This window comes from Desulfomonilaceae bacterium (genome assembly GCA_041662605.1).
Taxonomy (GTDB): Bacteria; Desulfobacterota; Desulfomonilia; order Desulfomonilales; family Desulfomonilaceae; genus CAJBEZ01.
Genome location: JBAZSD010000005.1, coordinates 93,082 through 117,054, shown reverse-complemented (window position 1 = coordinate 117,054; position 23,973 = coordinate 93,082). Strand labels below are relative to the sequence as shown.

Genomic DNA, 23,973 nt, shown 5'->3' with positions numbered 1-23,973 from the left:
GGCGTATAGTTATTTCTCCCAAGGTAGAATTTAAGGATTTGTTTGAAAAATTCAGAACCCAAACATAACTTCACTTACCTTCAAATTGTTTACTACCTCGGTAACGCCAGGATACTGTCCCGCAAGTTTTTCCACCTTGTCTCGATCTTTTCGATCACCAATTTTTCCTGATATTGTAACCACACCACCTGCTTCCATTTTAATTTCCAAATTTCGTGTTACAGAAGACGACAGTTTACGCCTAATATTGGTTTCAATTCGTTTGGCTATTGACAAGTTTCTAAGATTGTCCTTGAGCGATTCTTCGTCCTGGGGCATTTGAATTTTATCTATGGCGTCTATAACTATGTCGGCAGCGTCCCCGGAAGAATAATGAGCCGTATTCATGATCATGTCATAAAGCGACCATTCATTGGGATCACTCCTAAAGATAGATCTAATAAGACTTTCCCTTTCATGATCGTATTTGCGTACAAAGTCTTCAGCTTCCTGTTTGTCAAAGCGGTACCTTTCCATTATTCTCTGGACCCTGACACCAAATGGCGCCACTACACGGCAACTGAAAACACCTGGAATGTCCTTAAGAATAACTTGAGCGCCGCGACCCACGATAACTACATCTCCCTGGCTTGCTTTTTCGTAAGTCAACGATTCAAATAGACTCGTATATGAAGGCCTGTCGAAAAAAATTCTTTCGAAAAAACCCGGCCCGTGTTCAGTTTCATATAGGGAACATGCGCGACTATATTCCGGGTCGCAAGTTTGCGCCATCTGGTGAACCTGATCTCGACCTACAAGCTCTAAGCCCATTCTGCGAGCTACCGTAGCCGCTATAACATCCGCGTAAGAACCCACAAATCTTGATATCGTGACTATTCGCATTGTTTGCCTCACCTATATTCGTTGGAACAGGTCGATTCACGATCCCCGTTAAAAGGTCGAAGATTATTTGAAATGTTAATTCTGAACTCTGTCAACAACTTTCTCTATCTCATTCATAAAAAAACTTCTGTCATGTGGAATTTTAGACCCTGGTCAGTATTAAACCAGCCAAAGGAGGCAGTGTCAGTTCCAAGTACTGTTCGTATCCGTGGCAAGGTCCCGGTTTGGCGTTCAGATAGGTTCCATTTCCAAGGTTGCTCCCCCCGTAATATATGGAGTCTGAATTTAGTATTTCCTTATACGCAGTCAATTCAGGCACACCGACTCTATAACCCTCCCGGACAACTGGCGTAAAGTTTAAGAGGCAAATTACATATCCCTCTCGACTTCTCCGGATGTACGCCAGGATACTGTTAAGGTAATCGTTGCAATCTATCCATGAAAAGCCCTCCGGCCGACAATCCAATTCCCATAAGGCTTTGTTGGAAATATAAAGATTTCCCAAATCTTCAAGAAATAAAGAGATCTGGGCATGGTATTCCTGTTGGATCAGATCTCTTTCCAGGGTTGATTCATGACTCCACTCATTCCATGTTCCCAACTCAGCTCCGGCCATTAGCAGTTTTTTTCCTGGATGAGTGTACATATAAGAAAAAAGCAGCCGTAAATTAGCGAATTTCCGCCATTCATCACCCGGCATTTTGCGCAACAGAGACCCTTTCCCATAAACAACTTCATCATGGGATAACGGCAGCACAAAGTTTTCACTATATGCGTACATCATTGAGAAGGTAAGGTCATTATGGTGGAAACACCTGTGTACTGGATCCTTTGAGAAATAATTAAGTGTGTCGTGCATCCAGCCCATGTCCCATTTGAATCCAAAACCAAGTCCTCCAAGGTAGGTCGGCGTGGTTACACCCGTCCAGGCCGTAGATTCTTCCGCCACAGTGAAACATCCTGGAAATTTACCATATACCATGGCATTAAATTCTTGGATAAATTCAATAGCTTCCAGGTTTTCGTTTCCCCCATATTTATTAGGAATCCATTCTCCATCAGATCGATTGTAATCCAGATAAAGCATGGAAGCTACAGCGTCTACGCGAAGGCCGTCAATATGATATTTGTCAAGCCAGAACAGGGCGTTACTTACAAGAAAGTTTCGCACTTCATTACGGCCATAGTTGAAAATTAGGGTTCCCCATTCTTTGTGCTCCCCCTGCTTGGGATCATCGTGTTCATATAAAGCCGTTCCGTCGAACCATCGCAGGCTGTAATCATCTTTCGGAAAATGAGCTGGGACCCAATCGAGTATTGCTCCTATGCCATTTTGATGTAACGTGTCTATAAAGAATTTGAAATCGTCCGGTGAACCGAACCTGCTGGTAGGAGCATAATAGCCTGTTACCTGATAACCCCAGGATGCGTCGAATGGATGTTCCATTATCGGCATGAGTTCCACGTGCGTGAAGCCGTATTTTTTTAAATGCGCTACTAGTGGCCCCACCATCTCACGATAAGTCGCCCATCGATTCCCTTCCTCCTGTATTAGCATCCACGAACCGAGATGAATTTCATATATGCTCATAGGTGATGAGAAGTGATCGAGACGCTTTCTATCTTCCATCCATTGAGAATCATCCCAATTATAAATGTCCACATCCCATATCCTGGACGCTGATCCCGGCCTTAATTCCATCCCAAACGCAAAAGGGTCGGTCTTGATTCTGATTTCATTCGAATTCGATAGAATCTCATATTTGTAGAGAACCCCTTGTTCAAGCCCAGGGATAAAAAGCTCCCAGATACCAGAAGTTCCCATGCTTCTCATTGGGAAAATGCGCCCATCCCAATTGTTGAAATCTCCAACTACGCTGACTCTCTTAGCGTTTGGGGCCCAAACGGCAAATGATACCCCTGACACCCCATTCATGGAACGAGGATGGGCGCCCATTTTCTCATACAAATTGTAATGCGTGCCTTCTCCGAGATAATACAAGTCCTGGTCGCCCAAAGTCGGCATAAATCTGTACGGCGAATCAAATGTCCAGGAAAGTCCGCTGGGAAAATTGAACCTCACCAAATAATCCAGAGGCAAAGATTCATCACTGAGCCATAGCCAGAAAAGCCCCTGAGCTTCCGCGCCATGCAATTGAAAAATTTCCCCACCAATTATAACTTCCCCTGAAATCGCGTCAGGGTGATAAAATCGGAAAATGAGTCCATCATGTCCGTTAATTCGAACTGGATGCGCTCCAAATACACTATGAGGGTCTGAATGTTCAACAGACAATATTCGCTGAATATCTTCAGCGGAGATACCGGTCAACAGTTCTTTCGAAAGCATAAGAACCTCTGAAACGCTTCTGTAGGGAGATCTCCGGCGTCTGGTCGCCTCAGTCTTGTAAAAGAATGATTAAGATTAAAAATATTAGTCAAGATATCGGGAAGATTAAGGATCAATCTGCTCCGTTAGGCGCTGGTATGTTTTCAGGTTTTACATAAAGTATCCTGTGGCAACTGGGACAGAAAACGAATTCTTGCTGCCGTAGGACCCTTATCCCCAATTGTGGAGGTACTGAAATGTGGCACCCATCGCAAGATCCATTAATCATTTCAACAATGGCGTTACCTCTTGATCTTCTTACTGTAGAATAGCGTTTATAGTATTCTTTGTTAACATTTGCGGCCAGTTCTTGTTGTTCGACCTTCAAGGACTTCAAAGCTTTGGTGGCGTTTGAGAGTATTTTTTCGGACTTTGATTTTTTTTCTACCAAGGCTTTTTCGCAATCTTCGTACTCAGCTTGTTTCTTTTCCAGATTTTTTTTCGACTGTTCAACACTATTCATCAATTCCAGCATGTTTTCCTCAATTTCCCCGGACACCTTTTTCCCGAGACGTATTTCTCTAGAAAGGGCTTCGTGTTCTTTGAGGTTTTTTATGCTCAAAAGCCTACGCTCAGATCGTTTGATCTTTTCTTGTTCCACTGTCAATTCGGATTCTTTTTTTTGAAGTTCTTTTTCGGTGATTTCTAACGTGTCTTGAGTTTCAGATATTTCATGTCTCAATGTTACGAGATTCCTCGCCATTTCTTGCAGCTCTTTGGGGAGCTGATCTAGGACCATCTCGTGTTGGTCAACTTGAGACTCTATGTCCTGAAGTCGCATCAGCAGTTGCAACTGTTCTATCAATTGATAATTCCTCCTCGCTCTTCAAAGCGTATATCGGTGAAAGGATCTTTTTCGGCCTCAAAAGGGCACAACCTGATTTTCCAACCGAGCCTGGAAAATTCAGCTTCAAATTTTTTCTGCATCAGTTTAATCGCGAACTTTTCCAAGCCAAAATGTCCGGCGTCTATGACACAGATGTTGGATTCCTGACTCTCCAAAGCGCCATGATAACGAACATCTCCGGTGATTAACACGTCCGCCTCGGCTGAAATCGCCTCCTGGAGGTAGCCCATACCACTTCCGGATACAAGGAATATAGTAGAGACACTTCTGTCCATACGTCCAACGACCCTTACAGAATCCAAATTAAAGATTTGGCAGAGTTTGTGAGACAGGTGGGATAGGGTTTCGGGCTCGGACAATCTACCCAGACGCGAACAAGGCGCGTTTTTTGGTGTTTGAATGTCGAGAAGATCGAGCGCATTCGCCAGATAGTCGTTCAAACCGCCCTCAGCAGCGTCCAAATTGGTGTGGAGACTAAGAATATCTACTCCTGCTCTCACCGCGTCAAGAATAGTTTTCCCTGTAATATCTGAAGCCAGGATTTTCTTGATAGGCTTCAACAAAAGTGGGTGATGGGAAACAAGCAGGTCACAACTGTTTTCAGCAGCGAAACCGACAGCGTCAATTGATGCGTTCAGACTAAACGCCATGGCGTTTATCGATCTCGAAAGATTACCTATCTGAATTCCGCTGTTATCCCAAGGTTCCTCACACTCGAAGGGGAACAGCGTGTCAGCCAACTGCTGAATATCCGAAAGGGTGGGCGCCATTAAATCAGTTTAACCAAAGTCGCAGTTTAAAAGATTGTTGTTCACAGCTCTTGTCCCAAACAAATCGCTCGGGCAGGTAAATGAATGGATCCTGCCGAAGTCGTGAGACTTGTTCATAATCAGGAAAAAGCGTGCGCCACAAAAAATCACGGGGAGCCTTGATGAGCTCCCCGTGGGAAAAGAACAACCTGATATGTGTGACAAACAAGTCTCATAAAAACTTCCGAAAAAGTGGTGGGCCCACCTGGATTCGAACCAGGGACCGACCGGTTATGAGCCGGGAGCTCTACCAGCTGAGCTATGGGCCCTTACATCGTAAATTTTCATTTTATATAAATAAGACCGTTTCGTCAACTAGCAAGAAACAAAAAAATGAATCGCTCATTTGCGATTCATTTTTGATAAGCAAGGTTAGCTCGATAAAATCAATATCCCCACCATCCTCTATACTGACCCTGATTCTGCCACTGATTGTAGACGCTACGGCGATACTGATCCTGGCCTGCAGCTTCTGAATAAGGCATGACCGTTTCCCTACCCTCAATTTCTTTTACTTCCGCCATAGTAATTACAGCTTTGTCTAGTAACGCCTTTCTTTTCTTCAGTATGTTGGGGGCGTCTTTATGTCGACTGGATTTTTCCGCTTGTAAACAATGTTGAAGTTCACTAAATAGCTTTGTTTCGACATTTATAAGATTACGCAATTCTTTTCTCTTGCTGATTAGTAAATCTTCCTTGACTTGCAAAGCATGAGAAATCTGGGCAGCGATAGTTTCAGAAGAGCCGGGATTTACAATGGGCTTTTTAATTATTCGTTCTATAGGTGTTTGTTCCAGGCTGGTGAACCCATCAAGTTTATCCTTCATCTCCTGGTACAATTGTTCCCACTGGCCTTTAACCTGTTCGCAATCAGTTTCCCTATTTTGAGCCAGCGCTGAGTTCTTGTCGCATAAAATTAACAATAAACAAAGAAACAGAATGGATCCCGCACGCTTGCCCAGAATTTGCAGCCGTTGCTTCACAGCGCCTATCTCCTTTCACCAATGCACTGGCAGAATACTAGTGCAATTAAATCAATTGTTGCAAGATCATATTAAACTATTTTGAGACTTTTTTCCAGAAACTTTGAATACCTGATGTCATGTTTATCAATTAATGACTTTGACGTATTAATTTCTATTACGCTCTAATAACTTAATTAGCTTTGTTACCACGTGAAACTTGTTCCATTATATATGACATCTTTTCAGAGATTGCGTGATATATCCCGCCCCTGTCGAAAGATTCCCTCAGCAGTTCTATAAATTGGTCGAAAGCGCCCTCAGTATCCAGTATAAATTTGGCGTTTTGGGCTTCTTCTGGGGTATACTCACCTTTTTCATTGCTCGCCACGTCTTCAAACATCATTCTAAAACCCTTTTTGTCACCCCAAAAGACAATAATATTGTCCATATATTCGTTGATGCTCTCAATTTCTTTGATCAATTCCTCGCGGCTCATTGATTCGTAATCCATAATTGCTCCTCAATCATTCAGAATATTACGGGCAGTTCATTAATTTCTTTTAGATCCTGCCTGTTCAATGAACTTGAAATACTTTCTTCCCACCTGAAAAAACTGCGAGACAGGTTTTCTACCTTTTCAAGTGTCCCAGAGATTTCTTGGGCTAGAATTCTATCATGATTCTTGTTCGCTCTTTCAAGCTTTTCATTCAAGTGATTGATTAGTCTACGCGCTTGTTCAGGACTCTCCAAATAGATCTGAGGATCATACTGTTTGTCAGCACGCTCCTTTGGACTCCACCTGGTTCTTATATCGTTGATATGTTCTCGTAGCATCAGGAAACATTCCTCAAAAAAAAGGCCAATTACTCTCTTGAGATAAATTAAGTCAGCAGATTTCAGAAAAAAAGAGACTGTTGGCCAATAATATCTTAACGACCGCTAAAATTCAAGGCGCTCTTAAATTCACACTAAAGGATTTCTAACTTCTTGAAACGTGAATAGACTATATGGTAGAATTTCTTTATATAATTGAATTGGGTGATTCCATGCGACTTTTAAAAGCGTGTTCATTTATTTTTTTGGTTTTGTTCATGATTTTGGTTGAAGGTCAATTGGGATTAACCAATCAAGTTTGGACAAAGTGTCATATAACCTGCCGATGTCTCAATGATAATTCCGTGGGGAACTTCTCATTCGTAATTCCCGTGGATCGATCCCCTGACATAGGGTTTGACGCTGATCTCGCCTGCAAGAGTTATGGTCATCAGATCTGTTCTGATGGGTGTAATGGATTGAAGTTTTCATACACCTATCAGGTCACTTCCCCCTAAGAACTGCAATTGAACCTGTGGAAACGCAATTAGACCCTTACTGGACAGATTTGGTTCAGCCAATCAGAGCGCGCCCCGGTTTTGAAATGGGATTTACGGTTCCGGTGTCCGTCCACGACCCAAAATGATTAAAACAGTAGCCACAGCCAGAATCACGCATCCAATAATAGCTTATGGTTCTGTGGCGAAAATACAGCAGGCTTAACAGGAAGCCGCACGAAACCACCAGTGCGATGGCAAACCAGTCACTATTCAGAATCTTCCACATCGTCAAAATACCGATCGATTATTGAATCGCGGATAGTTTGTCATGGTATTTGGACCGATTCATGAACGAAAAATAGAGAAGATAGTCTAGGGATTTCAACTTCTGCAGAGCTTGTTCCATCGTTTTTTTCGCCTCATCAGGTTTCCCCAATTTTTGATAAAACAGGGCTCTTTCAACCATTAAGGAGGCATTCGACAACTCGTAATACTTGGAAGCTTCCTGTATGTTTCCCACTTTCGCATAGATTTTACCAAGATCCAGAAGAGCCTTGATTTCTTCCTGTGTGTCCCCGGCCTCCCTGGATAGCCAAAGTGTCTTATAATCTCTGAGGGCGCTATCCATATTCAAACCCAACTTCCCAACCAGATATTTGATCTTTGGCTGTAGCGACCGATCCGAATTTTTCCCAAGCTGCTCGGCCCAAGTCAAATCTTCCAGAGCTTCGACCGTCTTTCCAAGATGGTCATAAATCCGCCCGCGTAACTGCAATGAGTCTGCTTTGCCCTCCTTGACGCCTAATTTTTCACGAAACGCTAGACTGATGTTGGCTGCGTTCAGGCCCCTTTCATAATCCCCAGCTTCGATGTAATTTCCGGCTAATCTGTCTAGGACAGGTATCATTTTTATTTCGTCATTTTGTTTTCTAAGCTTTCTTATTTCCAAAATGCCCTCAGAAATAGCTTTGGTTAGATCTCTTTTGGAAACTGCTCGCTCTATTGTGGGCCGCTTAGTGGTTAAGCTTGGAAGTGGCTTTACAGCGTCCGGATGAATTGACGCTGATAGAGTTTCTACGCGGGATGTAGAGTCTGAGGTCGCCTGAGCGGTTTTAGCTTTGCTATTAGCGGTTAAGTCCTGTTTGTTAACAATTGAAGAAGTGGAAGCGTTTGATTGGATCTTTGAATCGTTTTGCTTTACAATCGTCTCTGTTTTCATGTCAAAGACGGATTTTGCGTTTCCGTAATTGATTCGCTGCGCCTGTTCGTTTATTTTCACACCGACTGTTTTAGGTGGGTCAATTTTAACCTTAGTCTCCGCTGGCGCCTGAGAAATTTCAGACACCTTGTTTTGGTTTATCTTGACACTTTGGGGTTTTGCTGAAGCATTGACCAGTTGGGAAGCATTTTTTTTCTTTTCGAAAGAACCACTGGCTAGATCCTGGATACTCTGAGATAGGTCCGATTTCCCAGTTGAGTTTGCCAATTCTTCCGCCTGAACAAACAATGTTTTCGACTTCTCTTGCGCATTTTCGAGTTTTTTAAGTCTTGCCAGTTCAATGAGTGTCAGGATTCTTTCATCGGTCAATTTTAATGAAGAAAATATCTTCAAAGCGTTGATGATGCTTTCTTCCGCTTTCAGATAGTCGCCTCTGCGAACATAGATTCTTCCGATCTCCAGAAGAGCCCATCCTACAGCGCGATAATTCTTGTTTCGCTTTTCAAGCGCACGAATATCTTCAAATCTTATCATCGCCTTGTAATCATCTGATTTGTCTACAAAGTCTGATGCCTGACGAAGGATTTCAGCGGAGGCTTGTCCAAGATTGACTATCATTCGGTCTCTGACCTGTTTGTTCATGGCTTCGAACGATTCAGGCAGATTTAATTGAACAGGTTTTTGATCATTTTTCTTTGGAGATTGTTCAATGTAGTCCGGCCTCTTATTGGCATGAATTATCTCTCTAATTGGTTTGGCCGGCGTAGTGGCGATACTTTTGTGGGATTTTTCCTTCTGGTCGGCTATGGGCTCTCTTTGCAACGTGCGAGGCAAAACACGGGTAGGGTTCTGATCGAGAGAAGCTATTTTTTTCTCTACCAGTGCAATAATTTCCGGCTCCTTTATCACTCCTAAAGCCACCTGATACATTTTCAAAGCCTTATCTTTATCACCCAAATGCTCTAAAGACTGCCCCATAAACAGAAAGGACCGAGGATCTACCGGATGTAACGAAACAGCGCTGTCGAAATCCTGCACTGCGGCTTTGTGATCACCTTTGGCAGCTTTCGCTATTCCAATGTTCGTAAAAATCTTTCCTTCCAGTCCACCGTATTTTAAAGCTTCCTGAAAATCGGCAAGGGCCTCATCGTAACGACCCTGTTCCAGATAGACTACTCCCCTGTTATTTAGAGCATTAGTGTAATGTGGGTTGATCTCGAGGGATTTGTTATAATCGGCAAAAGCTTTGTCCAGTTCCCCTAGCCTTTTGTAGGCTACTCCCCTATCATTGTAATACTTGCATTCATCAGGTTTAATTTCCGTGGCTTTGGTGAACTCTTTCAAAGCCTCCCTGAAGTTTCCATTTTTCATGGCGATCAGGCCCAAATTGTAATACGGGCGGTCAGCCATTTCACTAACGCCTACCCCTGGAATTAACCAGACGAAGGTTAAGGCTAGAAATATCAGACTGTAGAATGATTTCATCTGGGATTTGCCTCTTAGCATTGTGAACGGTCGGACAAATCGCAAGAGACCGGATGTCATCCGGCCTCAGACAAGACAACTCTTAAACTGAGCGAGATTACCCCAGCATTTGCGGATTCATCCCGCCCGGAATACCATCATTGTTCGGTCTTGTTTTCAGTCAGACCGAATTGGCTCAAAACATCTTTGATGAAAAAGGTTACTTCATCAATTATTTGGGGATATTTTTGAGCGAATGTGGCTTTCTCAAGAGCAGAACCGACACTCTCCGCATTTTTCGAATTATTTTCAGTCTTTGATATAGGATTTCCGGAAGAATCATATTTCTCATAACCTACAGCCATGACAACATTTACGCTTAGAAACATGATCAAGACTATAATTCCGCAGACCTTGCGAAAAGATCTCATGTTAATCCTCCAGCCTTTTAATCAAAAGGTATTACTCAATGTCATTATTATATCATAACTTATTGAAAATGGCTACGCTTATAGATGTCGCTTATATAGATCGGGAGTTGTCTCCAGAATTTAGGCGCCGCAGAGTAAATTGCGCAATTTGTTCTGGAAGCGCACAAGCCTCTGAATTCAGCATAGAAGATAACCGACACAGGCACGGTGGCGCAGGGGAAGCGTTTGAATAGGCGCAGTTTTGTTTTTGGAGGTTTTCTGACTTATGATACGCTTTGAGACAGCGGCATAATAAGGATATTCTGAAATGAAACCTGTTGAAATCATGGAGAATCTGTTTTTCATTCAAAGAGGTTATTTGAATGGCAACCATTTCGTTTCCCGATCCGAACAGCCCATACTCATTGATACTGGCTACATCGCCGATTTCCAGACGACGGAGAAACTTATAAAAAGCCTTTCAGTAGATATCACGAACACGAAACTGATTATAAGCACTCACTGCCACTGTGATCACATAGGGGGTAACAAAATTGTTCAGGACAGATCTTCCTGCGAAATAGCCATCCACAGGATTGGAAAATATTTTATAGATTCACGAGATGACTGGTCGACATGGTGGAAGTACTACGATCAAGAGGCGTCTTTCTTCAACTGCTCCACAGGTCTTGGTGACGGTGATGTGATTTCAGTTGGACCGCATGAATTTGAGGTAATCTATACACCTGGTCATGCCACGGATGGGATTGTCCTATACAACAGGAAGGAAAAGGCGCTCATATCATCGGACACGCTGTGGGAAAACGACATGGCCGTGATGACCGTCCGGGTAGAAGGAAGTCGAGCTTGTTTCTCCATGATGGAGTCACTTAAAAAGATTGAGAAACTTGACGTGAAAGTTGTTTATCCGGGTCATGGAAAGTTATTTACTGACGTGGCGGGAGCTATAGGAAGAGCCAGGCGCCGCTTGGAAGGGTTCCTGGGGAACAAAGAAAAGATCGGAAATGATCTGCTTAAAAAGATTATCATATATACGTTGCTGATGAAAAAAGGAACCGATGAGCCCTCATTCTTCGACCACTTGATGACCACTCACTGGTTCAGAGAGAATGTAGATTTTTATTTCGAAGGAAATTATCGATCCAAATTTGATGAGATAATGAATGAATTTTATCGTCGAGGCATAGTCAAGAACAAATGCGGCAAGCTCTTCACGTCGGTCAAACCGTGAAAAAGACAGGATTTAAGCCGGCATCGTTAGTAGCGTTGGTAGAAGAGATGATCGACCGCAATGGGAAAAAACCACGGCAGTCACAATGCTTGAAATCAGAGTAGATGGTGAAAAAAAATGACCAATTCATTTTTTAAAGACAAAGTAGTTATTATCACGGGGGCCTCCAGTGGCATAGGCCGGGAATTAGCCTATCAACTCGCTGCGCAGGGAGCGTGGCTGTCGCTTGCGGCCCGAAATGCGAAACGTTTGGAAACAGTAAGCGCCGACTGTGAAACTCGTGGCGGAAAGGCTATAGCCGTTCCAACAGATGTTGGCTCCCAAGCTCAGTGTGAGGCCCTAATTCGGGAGACTGTAAATCACTATCAACGCATCGACTCTTTGATTAACAATGCTGGAATAACAATGTGGGCCAAATTCGAAGATCTGCGAGATCTTGGAATGATAGAGCAGATCATGCGCGTAAATTATTTTGGTAGTGTTTATTGCACGTATTACGCTCTGCCATATCTGAAAGAGTCAAAAGGACAAATAGTCGCTATTTCCAGTCTGACGGGAAAAGCCGGAGTCCCGACCCGCAGCGCCTATGCCGCTAGTAAACACGCCATGGCTGGTTTCTTTGACACATTGCGCATAGAAATAGCCGAATATGGCGTCGGAGTAACAATGATTTATCCGGATTTTGTATCTTCGGAAGTTCGTGAACGAGCGCTCGGCCCCGACGGGCAGCCGCTGGGACATAGTCCTGTGCAAGAAAAAGAGGTCATGCCCGTTGAAACTTGCGCACAAATGATCATCCGGGCTATGGAACAGCGAAAACGGGAACTAATTATGACTTTGCGGGGTCGGGTGGGGCAGTGGTTGAAGCTGATTGCGCCAAGCGTCGTTGATCGTATAGCTCTCAGGGCAATAAACAAAGGTCGTTAGCAAGGGAAAATGAACAACGGCTACACAGTGGCGAATCTATGGTAAAGCCCGTGAAGTTACAGCCAGTCGCGATCGAGCAGGAGCGCATAACTGCTGAAACGTGCGCGAGACAAATTGGGCGCAAGGTAGAACAAAGCGTCGGAACAAAAAATCATTCGGAAGATTTCATTTTCATTGCCGACGCTCGATTCCTTAAATTCTTTCAGTTATCGCAACCCGTCTTCTTTCTTGGCCTCTTCCTTCTTGAGACCGCCAACCCTGGCCAAAGGTCTCCCTGAGTCCGTCACCACGAGAGCGACAACAATCTCGTCACCGCGTGGAGCGTCCTGAACACGGATCGGCATCGCGTCAAAGTGTGATCTCACAAAGGCGGCGTCTTTATAATGAATCGGGACATCCAGTTCCGTTCCTGGTCCACCAATTTTTTTGGAAGATGGGATTATAGCCTTTCCTCCACCCAAAGCTTCTCTGAAAGGTCCTCCCAGTTTTGGATGCAAAATTGCGGCGGCATGCTCCAATTCTCCTCGAGAGCCGACTATGGCTCCCTTACCGTAGCTTTCCGCCTTGTTTGTGGTAATTCCCAGCGCTTCCAGCGCCTTTTTGCCCAACAAGTCTCCAAGTTTTTCGCCCATTTCAATCAGTTCTGAGAGATTGTCCTGGTAATAACCGGCGAACGGATTCTTTAGGACTGCAATCGCCGCTGCTCTTCTTGTCGCGGGCTCAACTGTTTTGCCCATTTCTATTTTCGTCTCTTCGACTATGGTCAATATCTTTCTAATTTCCATTGGATCGCTCCTTTCAACGACTAGCCTAAGAATTTAGGTTGATAGGATCCTATCAGCCAAAGTTTGAAATGAGATGTTTTACCTGTTCAGATAAGCCGGTTCTGCCTTTTATCGTGATCACGGCCCCGCTTATGATCCCTGTTTCCGATAGGGCCTCGGCTCTTACCAGCCCTTTTTGCAGGCACATTTGCACGAATTCTTCGGGTAAATTTCCAACCTCATAGGTCACTTGAACCCCGACGAGGTCAGTGTCAGGATCTATCTTTTCAGCCGGTCCTCTAACTATGTTCGCGTGCGCGACAAATGTTGCGTTTGCAATCGCGCTTGCCGCCGCATCCGCCACAGCGGCCGATGGCGCTGAGACCGTCACGGCGGAAGCTATACCTCGTGTGAAACTTCGGCCGCCAAGGCCACTTGTGCATATACCACCGATACCGCTGTTCCATTCAACAAGCATTGATCTCTCAATCCGGTTGGAATTCACATCCGATCGTATGCCAACGCTAACCCGTTCTCCTTCAGCCAGTCGAATGGCGATGTCACCGCCGTTGTTGACAATGACTTTGGAAACGCCTAATTCCTGGAGAAAGTCGGCTGCGCCATCGGCGATAGCTCCAGCCACAGCGGCCATAGGGGTTAAGTCCGGGGCGCCTACGACATGTGTGGCTTCCCACATCTTGAAAGGAGTCTGTGATCGAGGAGGCTTAGAAAACGCTGTGTGCGGCGCTTTTAATTCCTCTCTTGCCGCTGCGATTTCAACAAGAATATCTATAGAATGTTTTGCCGCCTTTACACATAATTCCGGACAGGGGCGTGAACCATCGTAAGCTTCGATGAACATTCGCATGGGCCCGCAGTCCACAAAAACACTTTGGTCACCAAGCACAGCTATTTGATGTTCCCAGAGTATCAGGATCAGCCTTCTTCGGCGAAAGGTTTTATCGCTTCCTCGTGGCCACCCATTTGCCTGTAATCTTCCAGGGTCATCGTATATTCAATCGGGCAAATGGTCGCCGGGGTCGGTGTCCAACTGAAAGCGCCAGGCATAACTTTTTCAACATCAACCATGAAATTGATCCCACCTCCGGGTAGAACAAAAGTGGGCGCGCCGGCGACAGTCAGACTGGCTTTGTTGCTATGCACCGCATAAGTTAATTGAATAGGATATTTGGTCACGCCGGCACGTGCGCTCCCACCTGAACCACCACAGTAAATTCCTGATACTCGTGAATTTTCACATGTTTCAGCTATTGTGTGAACAGCGCTCCTGGCCGCGGGAGAAATTTCTATTTCTTCCAGAGAACCTTCAGGTGTTAATTGAAACATGCCGGCGTTTCGCCCTGTTGTTTCAGTAATCAGGACCAACATTCCCGGCTTCGCTACTGTAGTGTCCACACTTGCGATAACGTCTGTCGGATTCTCAATTGACGTTCCTCCCCAACCGTTACCGTGATCCCCAAAATATCTGCCTGGCGTGCTTCTGGGGAATTTCAACCGGACCCCTGATGGAGCCACTCCAACATACACACCCGCAGTGTGTTCACTCATTAGGCCGGTCAGGTGTGAATCCAGGATAATTACTTCATCCGCCACTTTTTTAAAGATTTCCGCAAAAAGTCCCAACGTCGCGCTCCCACAGCCCACGCGCATCAAATAATCCTTCTTGCCGTTGATTATTGGCGGACCACCAACCTGAAGATCCAATGTCACGCCGTCTTGAATCTTGAGACGGACTTTTTTTCGATTCGCCACATCCGAGATCAATCTGGCCACGAAAAGCCCATCCCGGCCCGTGAGAAGATTCACTCCACCTAGAGATAACATTTTCGAGCCATATTCTTCCGTGGTCAAATGCCCGACTTTTCTGCGGTGGAAATAGATCGGCGAGCCTTCCTCGCCCAGAGTCTTGTCCGTATCAATCTTGATTTTTATCCCGGAATAACTTAATGGAGCCTCAGTGACTACTGTCACCACATCTATTCCGTGGACCTTGTTTTGAACGATATGTGGGGCTGGTTTACAATCTGGATAAGTAGTGCCGGCTCCGATTCCTGTTATAAGGGGGTGACGGATTTCCTCACGGCAAGTTTCTCCCACCAAATCTTTTACATCCGCGTATGTTTTTAGTTTGATGACTCGATTTAACTCGCCGTTTCGGTTCTGGTAACGCTTACAGGCGCCAAAAAAACCCTTCTTTATTTTGCATTCTATTGGGCAGGAAGTACACTGAACGTAATGTTCGGTAGGTATATGCTCTGCGCAGATAGCTGAGTTTTGACAAATGCGAAAGCAAGCTCCACAATCACTACACTTTTCATCAATATAGGCTTTTTTGTTGCGAATTCTTATGGCTGACAGCGGACATATCGATAGACATTCCGCGCATCCTACACATTTTTCCTGATCAATTATCATTTGCGTCTTTGCCCTGTTTTCAGGCCAAAAGTTTTATGAAAACAACGGTTTTCTTGCCGCAGGAGGAGTGTTTCTACTTGTTTTCACATGAACTTTACCGTCAATCATAACCATGGAAACTCCCGGAATGTCTCCGACTTTAATAGCGTCCAAAGTGGTTTTGCCCACCGATCCCATGGGAGCGTCGGTCATAACCAGATCAGCGGGAGAACCAACACGGACAAAGCCTGTGTCAAGCTTGAACACCTTGGCGGAATTTCCTGTAGCCATACAGATGGCCAGTTCGGGGGAAACTTCTGTCAGGGACGCCACCATGCAGATGACTCGTAAAATCCCCAGAGGCACCACTCCAGTGCCCGAAGGAGCGTCGTTGCCTATGATGAACCTGGAAAGAGCCTTGCTTTGAATACCCATATTGACAGCGTCAATGAGCGCCTTTGGATTGCCACAGTGAACAAGCTCAATGGCGTAATTAGTGTCAATAATAAGCTTTCGGATTTCATCCTCCGACATTGCGGTCGGCCCACCATTGACGTGGCATGCGACATCAGGGTCGGTCGCCATGATTTGTTCCGCGGTTACTGTGTCGCTACCGGGTATTGATGTCCCACCCGTGTGCATAAGCACCGTCATGTTATTTTTTTTCGCCCAACGCGTCATAGGCGCCGCGTCCGCTGGAAATTTGACCGAACCGAGACCTATTTCACCGACTATTCGTACACCTTCGCGTGCCATTTCCTCAAAGTCTTTCTCAACCAATCCCTTTTCAAGGATTACTGAACCCCCGATGACTTTGGCTCCACCTGGCCTAAAATTGTTGAATGACTTAGCCGCCAATATCGCCAGAGCTTTTGTTCCAGCCGGATCTTTGGGACGACCCGGCAAATGAACTTCTCCCGCGGAAATTATTGTTGTGACACCTCCGTGAGTTTCACTCTCAATAAAATCCGTCTGCTTCTGTCTCGGTGTATAATCACCGAAAACCACATGACAATGAGAGTCTATAAGCCCCGGTGAAACCGTTGTTCCTTTTGCGTCTATCACCGAATCAACATTTGCAGAAACGTCCGAAGCAGAACCGATCACAGTTATTATGCCATCCTCGATCAAGACGCTATCGGCTTTAATGATAGGGTTAGTTATATCGCCAGATATCAGGGTACCAATGTTTTTTATTAACGTTGAAGACATATAAACAGACTCCTTGATGCTATTGTTGGTTGCCGGATCTCAAGACCTTAGACTGACTCAAAGCTTTGTCGCTTGGCTCAACCTTTGGCAGGCCCGATTGAATCGCTTTCATGACCCGTTCCAGATTAGCCGGCAAAGAATAAATTCTGTTTCCCAAAGCGTTCGCTATAGCGTTAAGTATGGCTGGGGCCGTTGGTATTAGAGCAGGTTCACCGACGCCCTTTGCGCCGAAAGGCCCCGTCGGTTCCTCTTCTTCAATGATCAATGCCTCCACATCCGGCATATCGGGGCATGTAGGGACATGGTAGTCTTTCAAAGATTTTGTCTTGCCTGGAATGAATTCCTCCATTAACGCGAATCCTAAACCCATAGCCACTCCACCGTATATTTGCCCTCTGACCAGATCAGGGTTAATGGCTCTACCAACATCATGCGCGGCTATTATTTTCTTTACCGTCACTTCCGCTGTTAAAATATTGACTTCAACCTCCGCGACTTGAGCTGCAAATGCGAATGTCGCATATGGATCACCCTGCCCTGAAGTCGTATCCAACGCCGTTGTGTCCGGATCGAAAAAACCTTGCCACTTCAATGGTATACCTTCTCTTTGGGCTTTTCTGGCGACCTGTTCGAGGGTCACGTATTTTTTGGAGTTCGAAGAATCTATAATTCTTCCGTTCTTCATACGAAGGCTTCCTCGGCCTGTTTTAAGCATTGTGGCCGCTTCGGTGAACAAGGCTTCTTTAAGTTTCCGAGTCGCGTCCAACACTGCGTTCCCAGAAATGTATGTTTGTCTGCTTGCCGAAGTTGCGCCTGCGGATGTTGTCAATAGCGTGTCCGCGTTTACAAATATTATTTCATACGGACTTAAACCTAGCTCAGCAGCCGCAATTTGAACCAGAACAGTTGAGGAACCCTGACCAATGTCCGCCGCGCCGCTAAACAGGACTACTTGACCATCAGGAAGGAGTTCTGTTTGAGCCGTTGACGGGTTCTGAACTCCGGTATTGCCTATTCCATAGATCATGCAACCGAGACCGACTCCCTTTAGAATCTTGTGGTCCGTGGACTTGGTCTTCTTCAACATTTTCCTGTAATAAGGCGCAACAGCTTTAATGCACGGTCCGATTCCGACGCTCGCTCGAAGCTCCTGTTTTGTGGCCGTTGTGGACCCCAGCCTGAGGGCGTTCCTCCGTCTTATTTCAAGAGGGCTTATGCCTATCGCTTCAGCTAGTAGATCCATTTGAGATTCGTGAGCGAACGCCAACTGAGGGACTCCAAAACCCCTCATTGCTCCTGCAATAGGGTTGTTGGTATATGCAAATATGGATTCTATGTGTACGTTCGGAACTTCATACGGACCAGTCGCATGGGCTGCAGAGCGAGTCACAACAGCCAATCCGTAGGACCCGTAGGCCCCTGTGTCTCCTACAATCTTTACATCAACAGCCAGTAGTCGCCCGTCTGTGTCTGCCGCCGATTTATATTTTATTTTGAGTGGATGTCTCTTGGGTGTGCATAGGAATGCTTCCTCTCGACTATACGTCATTCTAACGGGTCTTTTGAGGTGATAGACCGCCAGCCCCAAGAACCCCTGAGTGTTCAAATCAAGCTTGGATCCAAAACCACCACCGGTAACAGCCTGTATAATCCTGACCTTATTTTCCGGTAATCCCAGAAGCCTGGCGACATCCGCCTGATCATAATGAGGGTTTTGCGTAGTGGCGTATATTTGTATCGTTCCGTCCGTGTCTAGAAACGCGGCTCCTGCGTCCGGTTCAAGGTAAGCGTGTTCTACGAAGCCAGTCTGATATGTTCGTTCAATAACTACCTCGGCCTTCCTAAAAGCCAGCTCCGGAACTCCCTTTCGTATCAGACGCGTCCCTAAAAGATTACCCTTGTCATGGATTTTGGCGGCTCCAGGAGACAGGGCTTCCTCGGGATCAAAGATTGGAGGCAGTTTTCTGTATTTGATTCGAATCCTGGAAGCAGCGATCTGGGCGGCTTCTTCGGAAACAGCCGCGACCAGGGCCACGGCGTCACCTATGAATCTGACTTTTGTATCAGCCAGAAGTGGTTGATCCTTGTTGATGATGCCAAACCTGTTTACCCCGGGAATATCCCGAAAAGTAAACACTGCGACACATTCGGTAGTATTCAACGCTTCCTGGGTATCTATAGATTCAATTAACGCATGATGCTCGTTGCTTCGCAAGACTTTGAGGCACAGGCAATTTTCCAATATTACGTCGCTGGAGAATACCGCTTCACCCAGGAGTTTTGACTCAGCGCCCAAACGGGTCACATTCAAACCAATAGTGGAAAGAATTTTCTTATTATATGCCGCGGCCAATGAATACATCCTCCAGACATTCAAGAACTAACCCTGCAATAGCGGGTTTTTTGTATTCTGTTGAATGTCTCGCCCCTACTAACTCTATTATTTGCGCTGCAACCATTTCACTGGCTTCACGGAAGACTTTGAGTTCGGGTTTCTCTCCCCGCAAGGCGTTTTCGACCTTTCTGATTCTGAGAGGAGTAGGAGCTACTGATCCTACGGATATCCGGCAATCATCCAAGAGCCCGTCATCTTTTAATTTTCCCGCTATGGCAGCATTGACTCTGGCTACAGACAGACTCTTTCTTCGACCTATACGCCGATAGGTTTGCTTACAATGACTGTCGAGAGGCTTCATTATTATGGAAGTAATTAACTCATCGGGTTCCAGAGTATTTGAATATGGACCTACAATCAGCTTTTGAAGTTTTTCAATTCTGACAGAATTGGCTCTTTGAATCATTATTTCGGCGTCGTAGATGGCCATAGGGGGAAAACTATCCGCTGCAGGGGACGAGTTGGCTATGTTTCCTCCCAATGTTCCAATGTTTCTTATCTGGAGGCTACCGACGCAACTCATTGCGGATATTAGTGCGGGAAAACATTTGGCGATTAATCCGTGATTCATCAACTCGGAATATGTTAGAGTTGGGCCAACTTTGACTGTGGCGCCGTTTTGTTCCAATAAGCGTGTTTCAGGAAGTCGTGAAATATCTATGACGAATTTTGGGTTGCGCTCTTCATGCCTCAGGGAAATCATTAAATCGGTGCCACCAGCCAGGATAGAGCTTTCTGAACCGTTCTCCGCTAAAAAATCCAGGCACTCAATCAGCGAATTCGGCCTTATATATTTAAATTTGCAGGTCATCTATCGATAACTCTTCCTGTTGACCTAGTGGTTTCTTCCGCGCGGCTTCTTCCACAGCCTCTATTATTTGTACGTAGCCTGCGCATCTGCACAAGTTACCGGATAGAGCGTTAACGATCTGTTCTCTGGATGGTTTATCGCATTTATCCAATAAAGCTTTGGCTGACATGAGCGTCCCTGGTGTGCAAAAACCGCATTGGACAGCGTTTTTGTCCAGGAAAGCTCTTTGAAGGTAATTTAACATCCCGTCTCTAGCCAGACCTTCTACCGTCTCAACTCTTCTTCCATCAAGCTGCGCAGCCGGAATCAGGCATGAGTTAACCGTTTTCCCTTCCAGAATGATCGTGCACGCCCCGCACTCCCCTATTCCACAACCTATTTTGACTCCTTTGAGATCCAATCTGTTACGAAGGACTTCTGAGGCTGTTTCCCAAGGATTTATGGTGACTGTTGTTTCTGATCCATTCAGATAAAAACGAATCGTAATTTCTTCAGGTTCGTTTTGAATATTTTCAGGATCCATAATATGAGACCTCAAAAGAGTTTCGACTAGAGGGCCAGATAGGATTTCTTGATGTAATCATTGTTCGCAAGCTCTTCCGAAGGGCCACTTTTGACTATTCGGCCGTTTTCCAAAACATAGGCTTTCTTTGAAATTTCCAGCGAAAAATGAACATTTTGCTCAACCAGTAGAACTGTCAGACCAGTACTGGCAATCCTGACTATGGTTTCGAACACCTTGGTGACTAGCAATGGGGCTAAACCCAAGGAAGGCTCGTCGAGAAGAAGCAGAGACGGCCGGGACATAAGGGCCCTGCCTATAGCCAGCATCTGGCGTTCACCACCGCTTAGCGTCCCTCCCTTTTGTTTCATCCGTTCATGTAAACGCGGGAAAAAATCAAAAACCATTTCAAGAGATTCGTTTCGACGCTCTCGTGATGACTTGATATATGAGCCCATTTTGAGGTTATCCAAAACTGACATTTCCGTAAACACCCTGGCTCCCTCAGGCACAATAGTCATTCCAAGTTTCACCGTTTCTTCAGGCGGAACCCCCGTTATGGTGTGTCCTTTAAACAAAATTGAACCTCTATTTGGCGCCTGAAAGCCGATTATGGCGCTCAGCAATGTGCTCTTGCCGGCTCCGTTGGGGCCTATTACCGTCACAATTTCAGAGGGATAAACTTCTAAATCAATCTCATGCAGGACCTTAACATCACGATAGGAAACATCAATTTTTTCTACTTTTAAAATAGGTTGATCCATTTTAGGTGTTCTCAAGCCACTTTGAGAGACGAGAGTTTTTCTCCTAAATAGGCCTTTATGACCTCCTCATCATTTACTACGTCTTCAGGGAAACCGTCGGCGATTTTAGCGCCGTAGTTCAACACGACAATCCGGTCAGATATACCCATCACAACTCGCATAATATGTTCGACTACGATGAGAGATTTCCCGGAGTTTCTAATTTGATTTATAATTTTCAGGGCATCGTCTACTTCGTGAGGATTCAGCCCAGCCATATTTTCGTCCAGGAGAAGGATATTCGCGCCTGTCGCCAGGGCTCGGGCAAGTTCCAATCTTCGGCGCGCCGGGACGGGAATGGATCCCGATAGTTTGAAAGCGTACTCATTCAATCCCACTAGTTCGATAACTTTCTCTGTCTCCTTCGCGGCTGGGCCCATTCTCATTCGTCCGCCGTGTAAAGCGCCCACAAGAACGTTTTCGAACACAGTCATAGCCTGGAAAGGCTCCATAATCTGTGAGGTTTTGGCCAACCCCATTCGACAGACTCTGTGAGGTTTCATTCCGGTAATATCAACATTGTTAAGGTAGATTTTCCCTGAACTAGGTTTGTGAAGACCAATTACACAATTAAAAAGAGTGGTCTTTCCGGCTCCATTCGGTCCGATCATTCCGAGGATTTCTCCGGGGTTTAAAGAAAAACTCACCATTTGGACCGCTGCCAGGGCCCCAAATTTCATAGTGACGTCTTTGCATTGCAATCCGGTCATTATTCCACCCAAAAGATGTTGTTGTTCATTAAATCAAATAAACCTTAACTTTTTACGAATCTTCAAAGTTCCAATTATCCCGTTCGGCATGATCAATATCGCTATAATTATGATCGCGCCTATCATGATAAGGTAATATTCAACAAATCTCGTTCCCAAAGCTTCTGATATTAAAGTAAGGAAAGTGGCTCCCACAACAGGCCCGAGGAATGTGCCCATTCCTCCCAAAAGGGTCATAATGACCATCTGAACCGTTTTTTGTACGTTGAACACATCCGACGGAGTTATATAAGTAATCCAGTAGGCTTCTATGGCTCCAAACAGCCCCAGGAAAAAGGCGCTTGTAACATAAGCCCTCAATTTATTTAATGTTGTATTAACCCCACTGATTTCAGCCGCTGTTTCCGCTTCTTTGATCGCTTTGAGGCCGTACCCGAATTTTGAATGCTCTATGAAATAGTGAGCCAAGATCACGAGAAATGTGACTGGAAAAATACAATAAAAGAAAAAAGTGTTGTCATATCCGCTTATGGGTAAAGTTATCCCGTCGCTACCCTGAAAAAATGAAACAGAGAAAGTACGGTCGAACTCCAGGGTGATTTGTTTCATAGCTTCGGCAAAAGCGAATGTGGCTATTGCAAAATAAGCTCCCTTCAAGCGTAAAGTCGGGATCCCTATAAAAAAAGCCGTTAGGGCCGAAACCAATCCGGCAAGAGCCAAGCTCGGGAAAAAAGGTATTCCATACTTGGTCATAGCTATGGCGACAACATATGAGCCGATTCCAAAATAGACGACTGGGCCAAAATCGATGTAGCCAGTGTAGCCGCTCATCATGTTCCAGCATCCTGCCAGCCCTATCCAGAGAATAACTACAGCTATCAACCTCAACAAATATTCAGACTTTACAAAAGAAGGTAGAAACGCCAGCGCCGCTGAAATTATCAAGAATACGGCCAGAATTATCTTGTCGGTCTTAAAATTCATCGGGCCCTCGATTATTCTCAAACCATGTCATGCCACGCTACCTTTACCGAGTATTCCCGCCGGCCTAATAACCAGCATGACAAACAGGATTATGAACGTTATCGCGACTGAAGCGCCGGCGTTCAAATAGGTGGCGGCCAAAGCTTGGGCAACCCCTAACACCAGCCCGCCAACCAGGGCCCCGGGCATGTATCCCATGCCTCCCAAAACGACAACGCAAAAGGCGATTATAGTGTATTCGAGCCCCATTTCAGGTGAGATTATTACAAAGGGACTCATGACGGCTCCTGATAATCCCGTTATGGCAGCGCCCAACCCAAAGGTAATCGCATAAATGTTTCTGATATCCACGCCCATCAATCTCGCGACTTCTTTGTCCTGAGCCGTAGCTCTAATAGCTCGGCCAGTCTCTGTCTTCATCAGGAAAAACCACAAGCCCCATGTAACCAGAAGAGCGACAATAAAAGTGATTAATCGGGCGTAAGGAATATTCAGACCCAGTATGGCGGCGTTGGCTCCTGAATAACTCGTAGTAATGGTTCTGAAGTCCTGGGTCCACATTTTGATGGCTATATTGGCCACCATCAAATGGAGACCAAAGGTCAAAATATAGCTCATAATGTGCGGCTGTCCGATTACTCGGTTAATGATGTGCTTTTGAACCAGATAGCCAAATATGAATAGAAACACCATTGCGAATGGAGCGCTCAAATATGGATCCAGCTTGAAGAAATCAAACAGCCAGTATGATGTGAAAGCCCCAAGCATTATCAACTCACCGTGAGCGAGATTGACCACCCCCATAACTCCGAATATAAGGGAGAATCCGGCTGAATACGCCGTATAGACTCCTCCTAAAAGAAGCCCGTTAATCACAGCTTGAGCTAATACTGTGTCCAT

At 45.3% G+C, this 23,973-nt stretch carries 22 protein-coding genes and 1 tRNA gene; 2 read left to right on the top strand and 21 right to left on the bottom strand.

Annotated features, from left to right (window positions below):
• Positions 1-51: 51 nt before the first annotated feature.
• The 10 genes from WC647_05960 to WC647_05915 all read right to left on the bottom strand — a co-directional run bounded on the left by WC647_05960 (position 52) and on the right by WC647_05915 (position 10,319).
• Positions 52-882, bottom strand: coding sequence for a cytidylate kinase family protein (locus WC647_05960; GenBank protein ID MFA6221841.1), 831 nt, complete (start codon positions 880-882; stop codon positions 52-54).
• A gap of 142 nt (positions 883-1,024) precedes the next feature.
• Positions 1,025-3,232: a 1,4-alpha-glucan branching protein GlgB gene (glgB, locus tag WC647_05955; protein MFA6221840.1), complete on the bottom strand. Its 2,208-nt coding sequence runs from the start codon at positions 3,230-3,232 to the stop codon at positions 1,025-1,027.
• Positions 3,233-3,344: 112 nt separating this feature from the next.
• Complete coding sequence (locus WC647_05950; protein ID MFA6221839.1) at positions 3,345-4,076, bottom strand: C4-type zinc ribbon domain-containing protein; 732 nt, start codon at positions 4,074-4,076, stop codon at positions 3,345-3,347.
• Positions 4,073-4,888, bottom strand: a complete 816-nt coding sequence (locus WC647_05945; GenBank protein MFA6221838.1) for a Nif3-like dinuclear metal center hexameric protein — start codon at positions 4,886-4,888, stop codon at positions 4,073-4,075. The genes WC647_05950 and WC647_05945 overlap by 4 nt, the downstream gene beginning before the upstream one ends.
• Positions 4,889-5,120: 232 nt before the next feature.
• Positions 5,121-5,196 (bottom strand) — tRNA-Ile (locus tag WC647_05940).
• A 117-nt stretch (positions 5,197-5,313) separates the two neighbouring features.
• On the bottom strand, positions 5,314-5,910 hold the full coding sequence (locus WC647_05935; protein ID MFA6221837.1) for a hypothetical protein: 597 nt from the start codon (positions 5,908-5,910) through the stop codon (positions 5,314-5,316).
• Between the two features lie 172 nt (positions 5,911-6,082).
• Positions 6,083-6,403 (bottom strand): hypothetical protein, encoded by a 321-nt coding sequence (locus tag WC647_05930; protein MFA6221836.1) that lies wholly within the window; start codon positions 6,401-6,403, stop codon positions 6,083-6,085.
• Between the two features lie 17 nt (positions 6,404-6,420).
• Positions 6,421-6,726 (bottom strand): hypothetical protein, encoded by a 306-nt coding sequence (locus WC647_05925; protein MFA6221835.1) that lies wholly within the window; start codon positions 6,724-6,726, stop codon positions 6,421-6,423.
• 783 nt (positions 6,727-7,509) lie between these two features.
• The gene (locus WC647_05920) at positions 7,510-9,909 is read right to left on the bottom strand and encodes a tetratricopeptide repeat protein (GenBank protein MFA6221834.1); all 2,400 of its coding nucleotides are present in this window, start codon (positions 9,907-9,909) and stop codon (positions 7,510-7,512) included.
• 137 nt (positions 9,910-10,046) lie between these two features.
• The gene (locus WC647_05915) at positions 10,047-10,319 is read right to left on the bottom strand and encodes a hypothetical protein (GenBank protein ID MFA6221833.1); all 273 of its coding nucleotides are present in this window, start codon (positions 10,317-10,319) and stop codon (positions 10,047-10,049) included.
• Between the two features lie 307 nt (positions 10,320-10,626).
• Between WC647_05915 and WC647_05910 the strand changes: the two genes are divergently transcribed.
• Together WC647_05910 and WC647_05905 are read left to right on the top strand one after the other, a co-directional pair.
• Positions 10,627-11,550 carry an MBL fold metallo-hydrolase gene (locus tag WC647_05910; protein ID MFA6221832.1) on the top strand — a complete coding sequence of 308 codons (924 nt, stop codon included), beginning with the start codon at positions 10,627-10,629 and terminating at the stop codon, positions 11,548-11,550.
• A 117-nt stretch (positions 11,551-11,667) separates the two neighbouring features.
• Positions 11,668-12,477, top strand: a complete 810-nt coding sequence (locus WC647_05905) for an SDR family oxidoreductase (protein ID MFA6221831.1) — start codon at positions 11,668-11,670, stop codon at positions 12,475-12,477.
• Between the two features lie 206 nt (positions 12,478-12,683).
• On the opposite strand, the gene WC647_05900 is transcribed toward WC647_05905, so the two are convergent.
• The 11 genes from WC647_05900 to WC647_05850 form a co-directional block, all read right to left on the bottom strand.
• Positions 12,684-13,262: an amino acid synthesis family protein gene (locus tag WC647_05900; GenBank protein ID MFA6221830.1), complete on the bottom strand. Its 579-nt coding sequence runs from the start codon at positions 13,260-13,262 to the stop codon at positions 12,684-12,686.
• A gap of 52 nt (positions 13,263-13,314) precedes the next feature.
• Positions 13,315-14,109: a hypothetical protein gene (locus WC647_05895; protein ID MFA6221829.1), complete on the bottom strand. Its 795-nt coding sequence runs from the start codon at positions 14,107-14,109 to the stop codon at positions 13,315-13,317.
• 68 nt (positions 14,110-14,177) lie between these two features.
• Entirely contained in the window at positions 14,178-15,677 is a 1,500-nt protein-coding gene (locus WC647_05890) for a 4Fe-4S dicluster domain-containing protein (protein ID MFA6221828.1), read from the bottom strand.
• A 33-nt stretch (positions 15,678-15,710) separates the two neighbouring features.
• Positions 15,711-16,868, bottom strand: coding sequence for an amidohydrolase family protein (locus tag WC647_05885; GenBank protein ID MFA6221827.1), 1,158 nt, complete (start codon positions 16,866-16,868; stop codon positions 15,711-15,713).
• 19 nt (positions 16,869-16,887) lie between these two features.
• Entirely contained in the window at positions 16,888-19,221 is a 2,334-nt protein-coding gene (locus tag WC647_05880) for a xanthine dehydrogenase family protein molybdopterin-binding subunit (GenBank protein MFA6221826.1), read from the bottom strand.
• Positions 19,205-20,074, bottom strand: coding sequence for a xanthine dehydrogenase family protein subunit M (locus tag WC647_05875; GenBank protein MFA6221825.1), 870 nt, complete (start codon positions 20,072-20,074; stop codon positions 19,205-19,207). Before WC647_05875 ends, WC647_05880 begins: the two co-directional genes overlap by 17 nt.
• A complete protein-coding gene (locus WC647_05870) occupies positions 20,058-20,597 on the bottom strand; it encodes a (2Fe-2S)-binding protein (GenBank protein MFA6221824.1) in 540 nt (179 codons plus the stop codon). The genes WC647_05875 and WC647_05870 overlap by 17 nt, the downstream gene beginning before the upstream one ends.
• A 26-nt stretch (positions 20,598-20,623) precedes the next feature.
• The gene (locus WC647_05865) at positions 20,624-21,340 is read right to left on the bottom strand and encodes an ABC transporter ATP-binding protein (protein MFA6221823.1); all 717 of its coding nucleotides are present in this window, start codon (positions 21,338-21,340) and stop codon (positions 20,624-20,626) included.
• Positions 21,341-21,351: 11 nt separating this feature from the next.
• Positions 21,352-22,089: an ABC transporter ATP-binding protein gene (locus WC647_05860; protein MFA6221822.1), complete on the bottom strand. Its 738-nt coding sequence runs from the start codon at positions 22,087-22,089 to the stop codon at positions 21,352-21,354.
• Positions 22,090-22,122: 33 nt separating this feature from the next.
• Positions 22,123-23,073, bottom strand: a complete 951-nt coding sequence (locus tag WC647_05855) for a branched-chain amino acid ABC transporter permease (protein MFA6221821.1) — start codon at positions 23,071-23,073, stop codon at positions 22,123-22,125.
• Positions 23,074-23,100: 27 nt separating this feature from the next.
• Complete coding sequence (locus WC647_05850; protein MFA6221820.1) at positions 23,101-23,973, bottom strand: branched-chain amino acid ABC transporter permease; 873 nt, start codon at positions 23,971-23,973, stop codon at positions 23,101-23,103.

Excerpts from the sequence above, each read along its gene's own strand:
- WC647_05960 (MFA6221841.1), bottom strand. The coding sequence starts at position 882 with ATGCGAATAGTCACGATATCAAGATTTGTGGGTTCTTACGCGGATGTT.
- glgB (MFA6221840.1), bottom strand. The coding sequence starts at position 3,232 with ATGCTTTCGAAAGAACTGTTGACCGGTATCTCCGCTGAAGATATTCAG.
- WC647_05945 (MFA6221838.1), bottom strand. The coding sequence starts at position 4,888 with ATGGCGCCCACCCTTTCGGATATTCAGCAGTTGGCTGACACGCTGTTC.
- WC647_05930 (MFA6221836.1), bottom strand. The coding sequence starts at position 6,403 with ATGGATTACGAATCAATGAGCCGCGAGGAATTGATCAAAGAAATTGAG.
- WC647_05925 (MFA6221835.1), bottom strand. The coding sequence starts at position 6,726 with ATGCTACGAGAACATATCAACGATATAAGAACCAGGTGGAGTCCAAAG.
- WC647_05920 (MFA6221834.1), bottom strand. The coding sequence starts at position 9,909 with ATGAAATCATTCTACAGTCTGATATTTCTAGCCTTAACCTTCGTCTGG.
- WC647_05915 (MFA6221833.1), bottom strand. The coding sequence starts at position 10,319 with ATGAGATCTTTTCGCAAGGTCTGCGGAATTATAGTCTTGATCATGTTT.
- WC647_05910 (MFA6221832.1), top strand. The coding sequence starts at position 10,627 with ATGAAACCTGTTGAAATCATGGAGAATCTGTTTTTCATTCAAAGAGGT.
- WC647_05905 (MFA6221831.1), top strand. The coding sequence starts at position 11,668 with ATGACCAATTCATTTTTTAAAGACAAAGTAGTTATTATCACGGGGGCC.
- WC647_05900 (MFA6221830.1), bottom strand. The coding sequence starts at position 13,262 with ATGGAAATTAGAAAGATATTGACCATAGTCGAAGAGACGAAAATAGAA.
- WC647_05895 (MFA6221829.1), bottom strand. The coding sequence starts at position 14,109 with ATGCGAATGTTCATCGAAGCTTACGATGGTTCACGCCCCTGTCCGGAA.
- WC647_05890 (MFA6221828.1), bottom strand. The coding sequence starts at position 15,677 with ATGATAATTGATCAGGAAAAATGTGTAGGATGCGCGGAATGTCTATCG.
- WC647_05885 (MFA6221827.1), bottom strand. The coding sequence starts at position 16,868 with ATGTCTTCAACGTTAATAAAAAACATTGGTACCCTGATATCTGGCGAT.
- WC647_05875 (MFA6221825.1), bottom strand. The coding sequence starts at position 20,074 with ATGACCTGCAAATTTAAATATATAAGGCCGAATTCGCTGATTGAGTGC.
- WC647_05870 (MFA6221824.1), bottom strand. The coding sequence starts at position 20,597 with ATGGATCCTGAAAATATTCAAAACGAACCTGAAGAAATTACGATTCGT.
- WC647_05865 (MFA6221823.1), bottom strand. The coding sequence starts at position 21,340 with ATGGATCAACCTATTTTAAAAGTAGAAAAAATTGATGTTTCCTATCGT.
- WC647_05860 (MFA6221822.1), bottom strand. The coding sequence starts at position 22,089 with ATGACCGGATTGCAATGCAAAGACGTCACTATGAAATTTGGGGCCCTG.
- WC647_05855 (MFA6221821.1), bottom strand. The coding sequence starts at position 23,073 with ATGAATTTTAAGACCGACAAGATAATTCTGGCCGTATTCTTGATAATT.
- WC647_05850 (MFA6221820.1), bottom strand. The coding sequence starts at position 23,973 with ATGGACACAGTATTAGCTCAAGCTGTGATTAACGGGCTTCTTTTAGGA.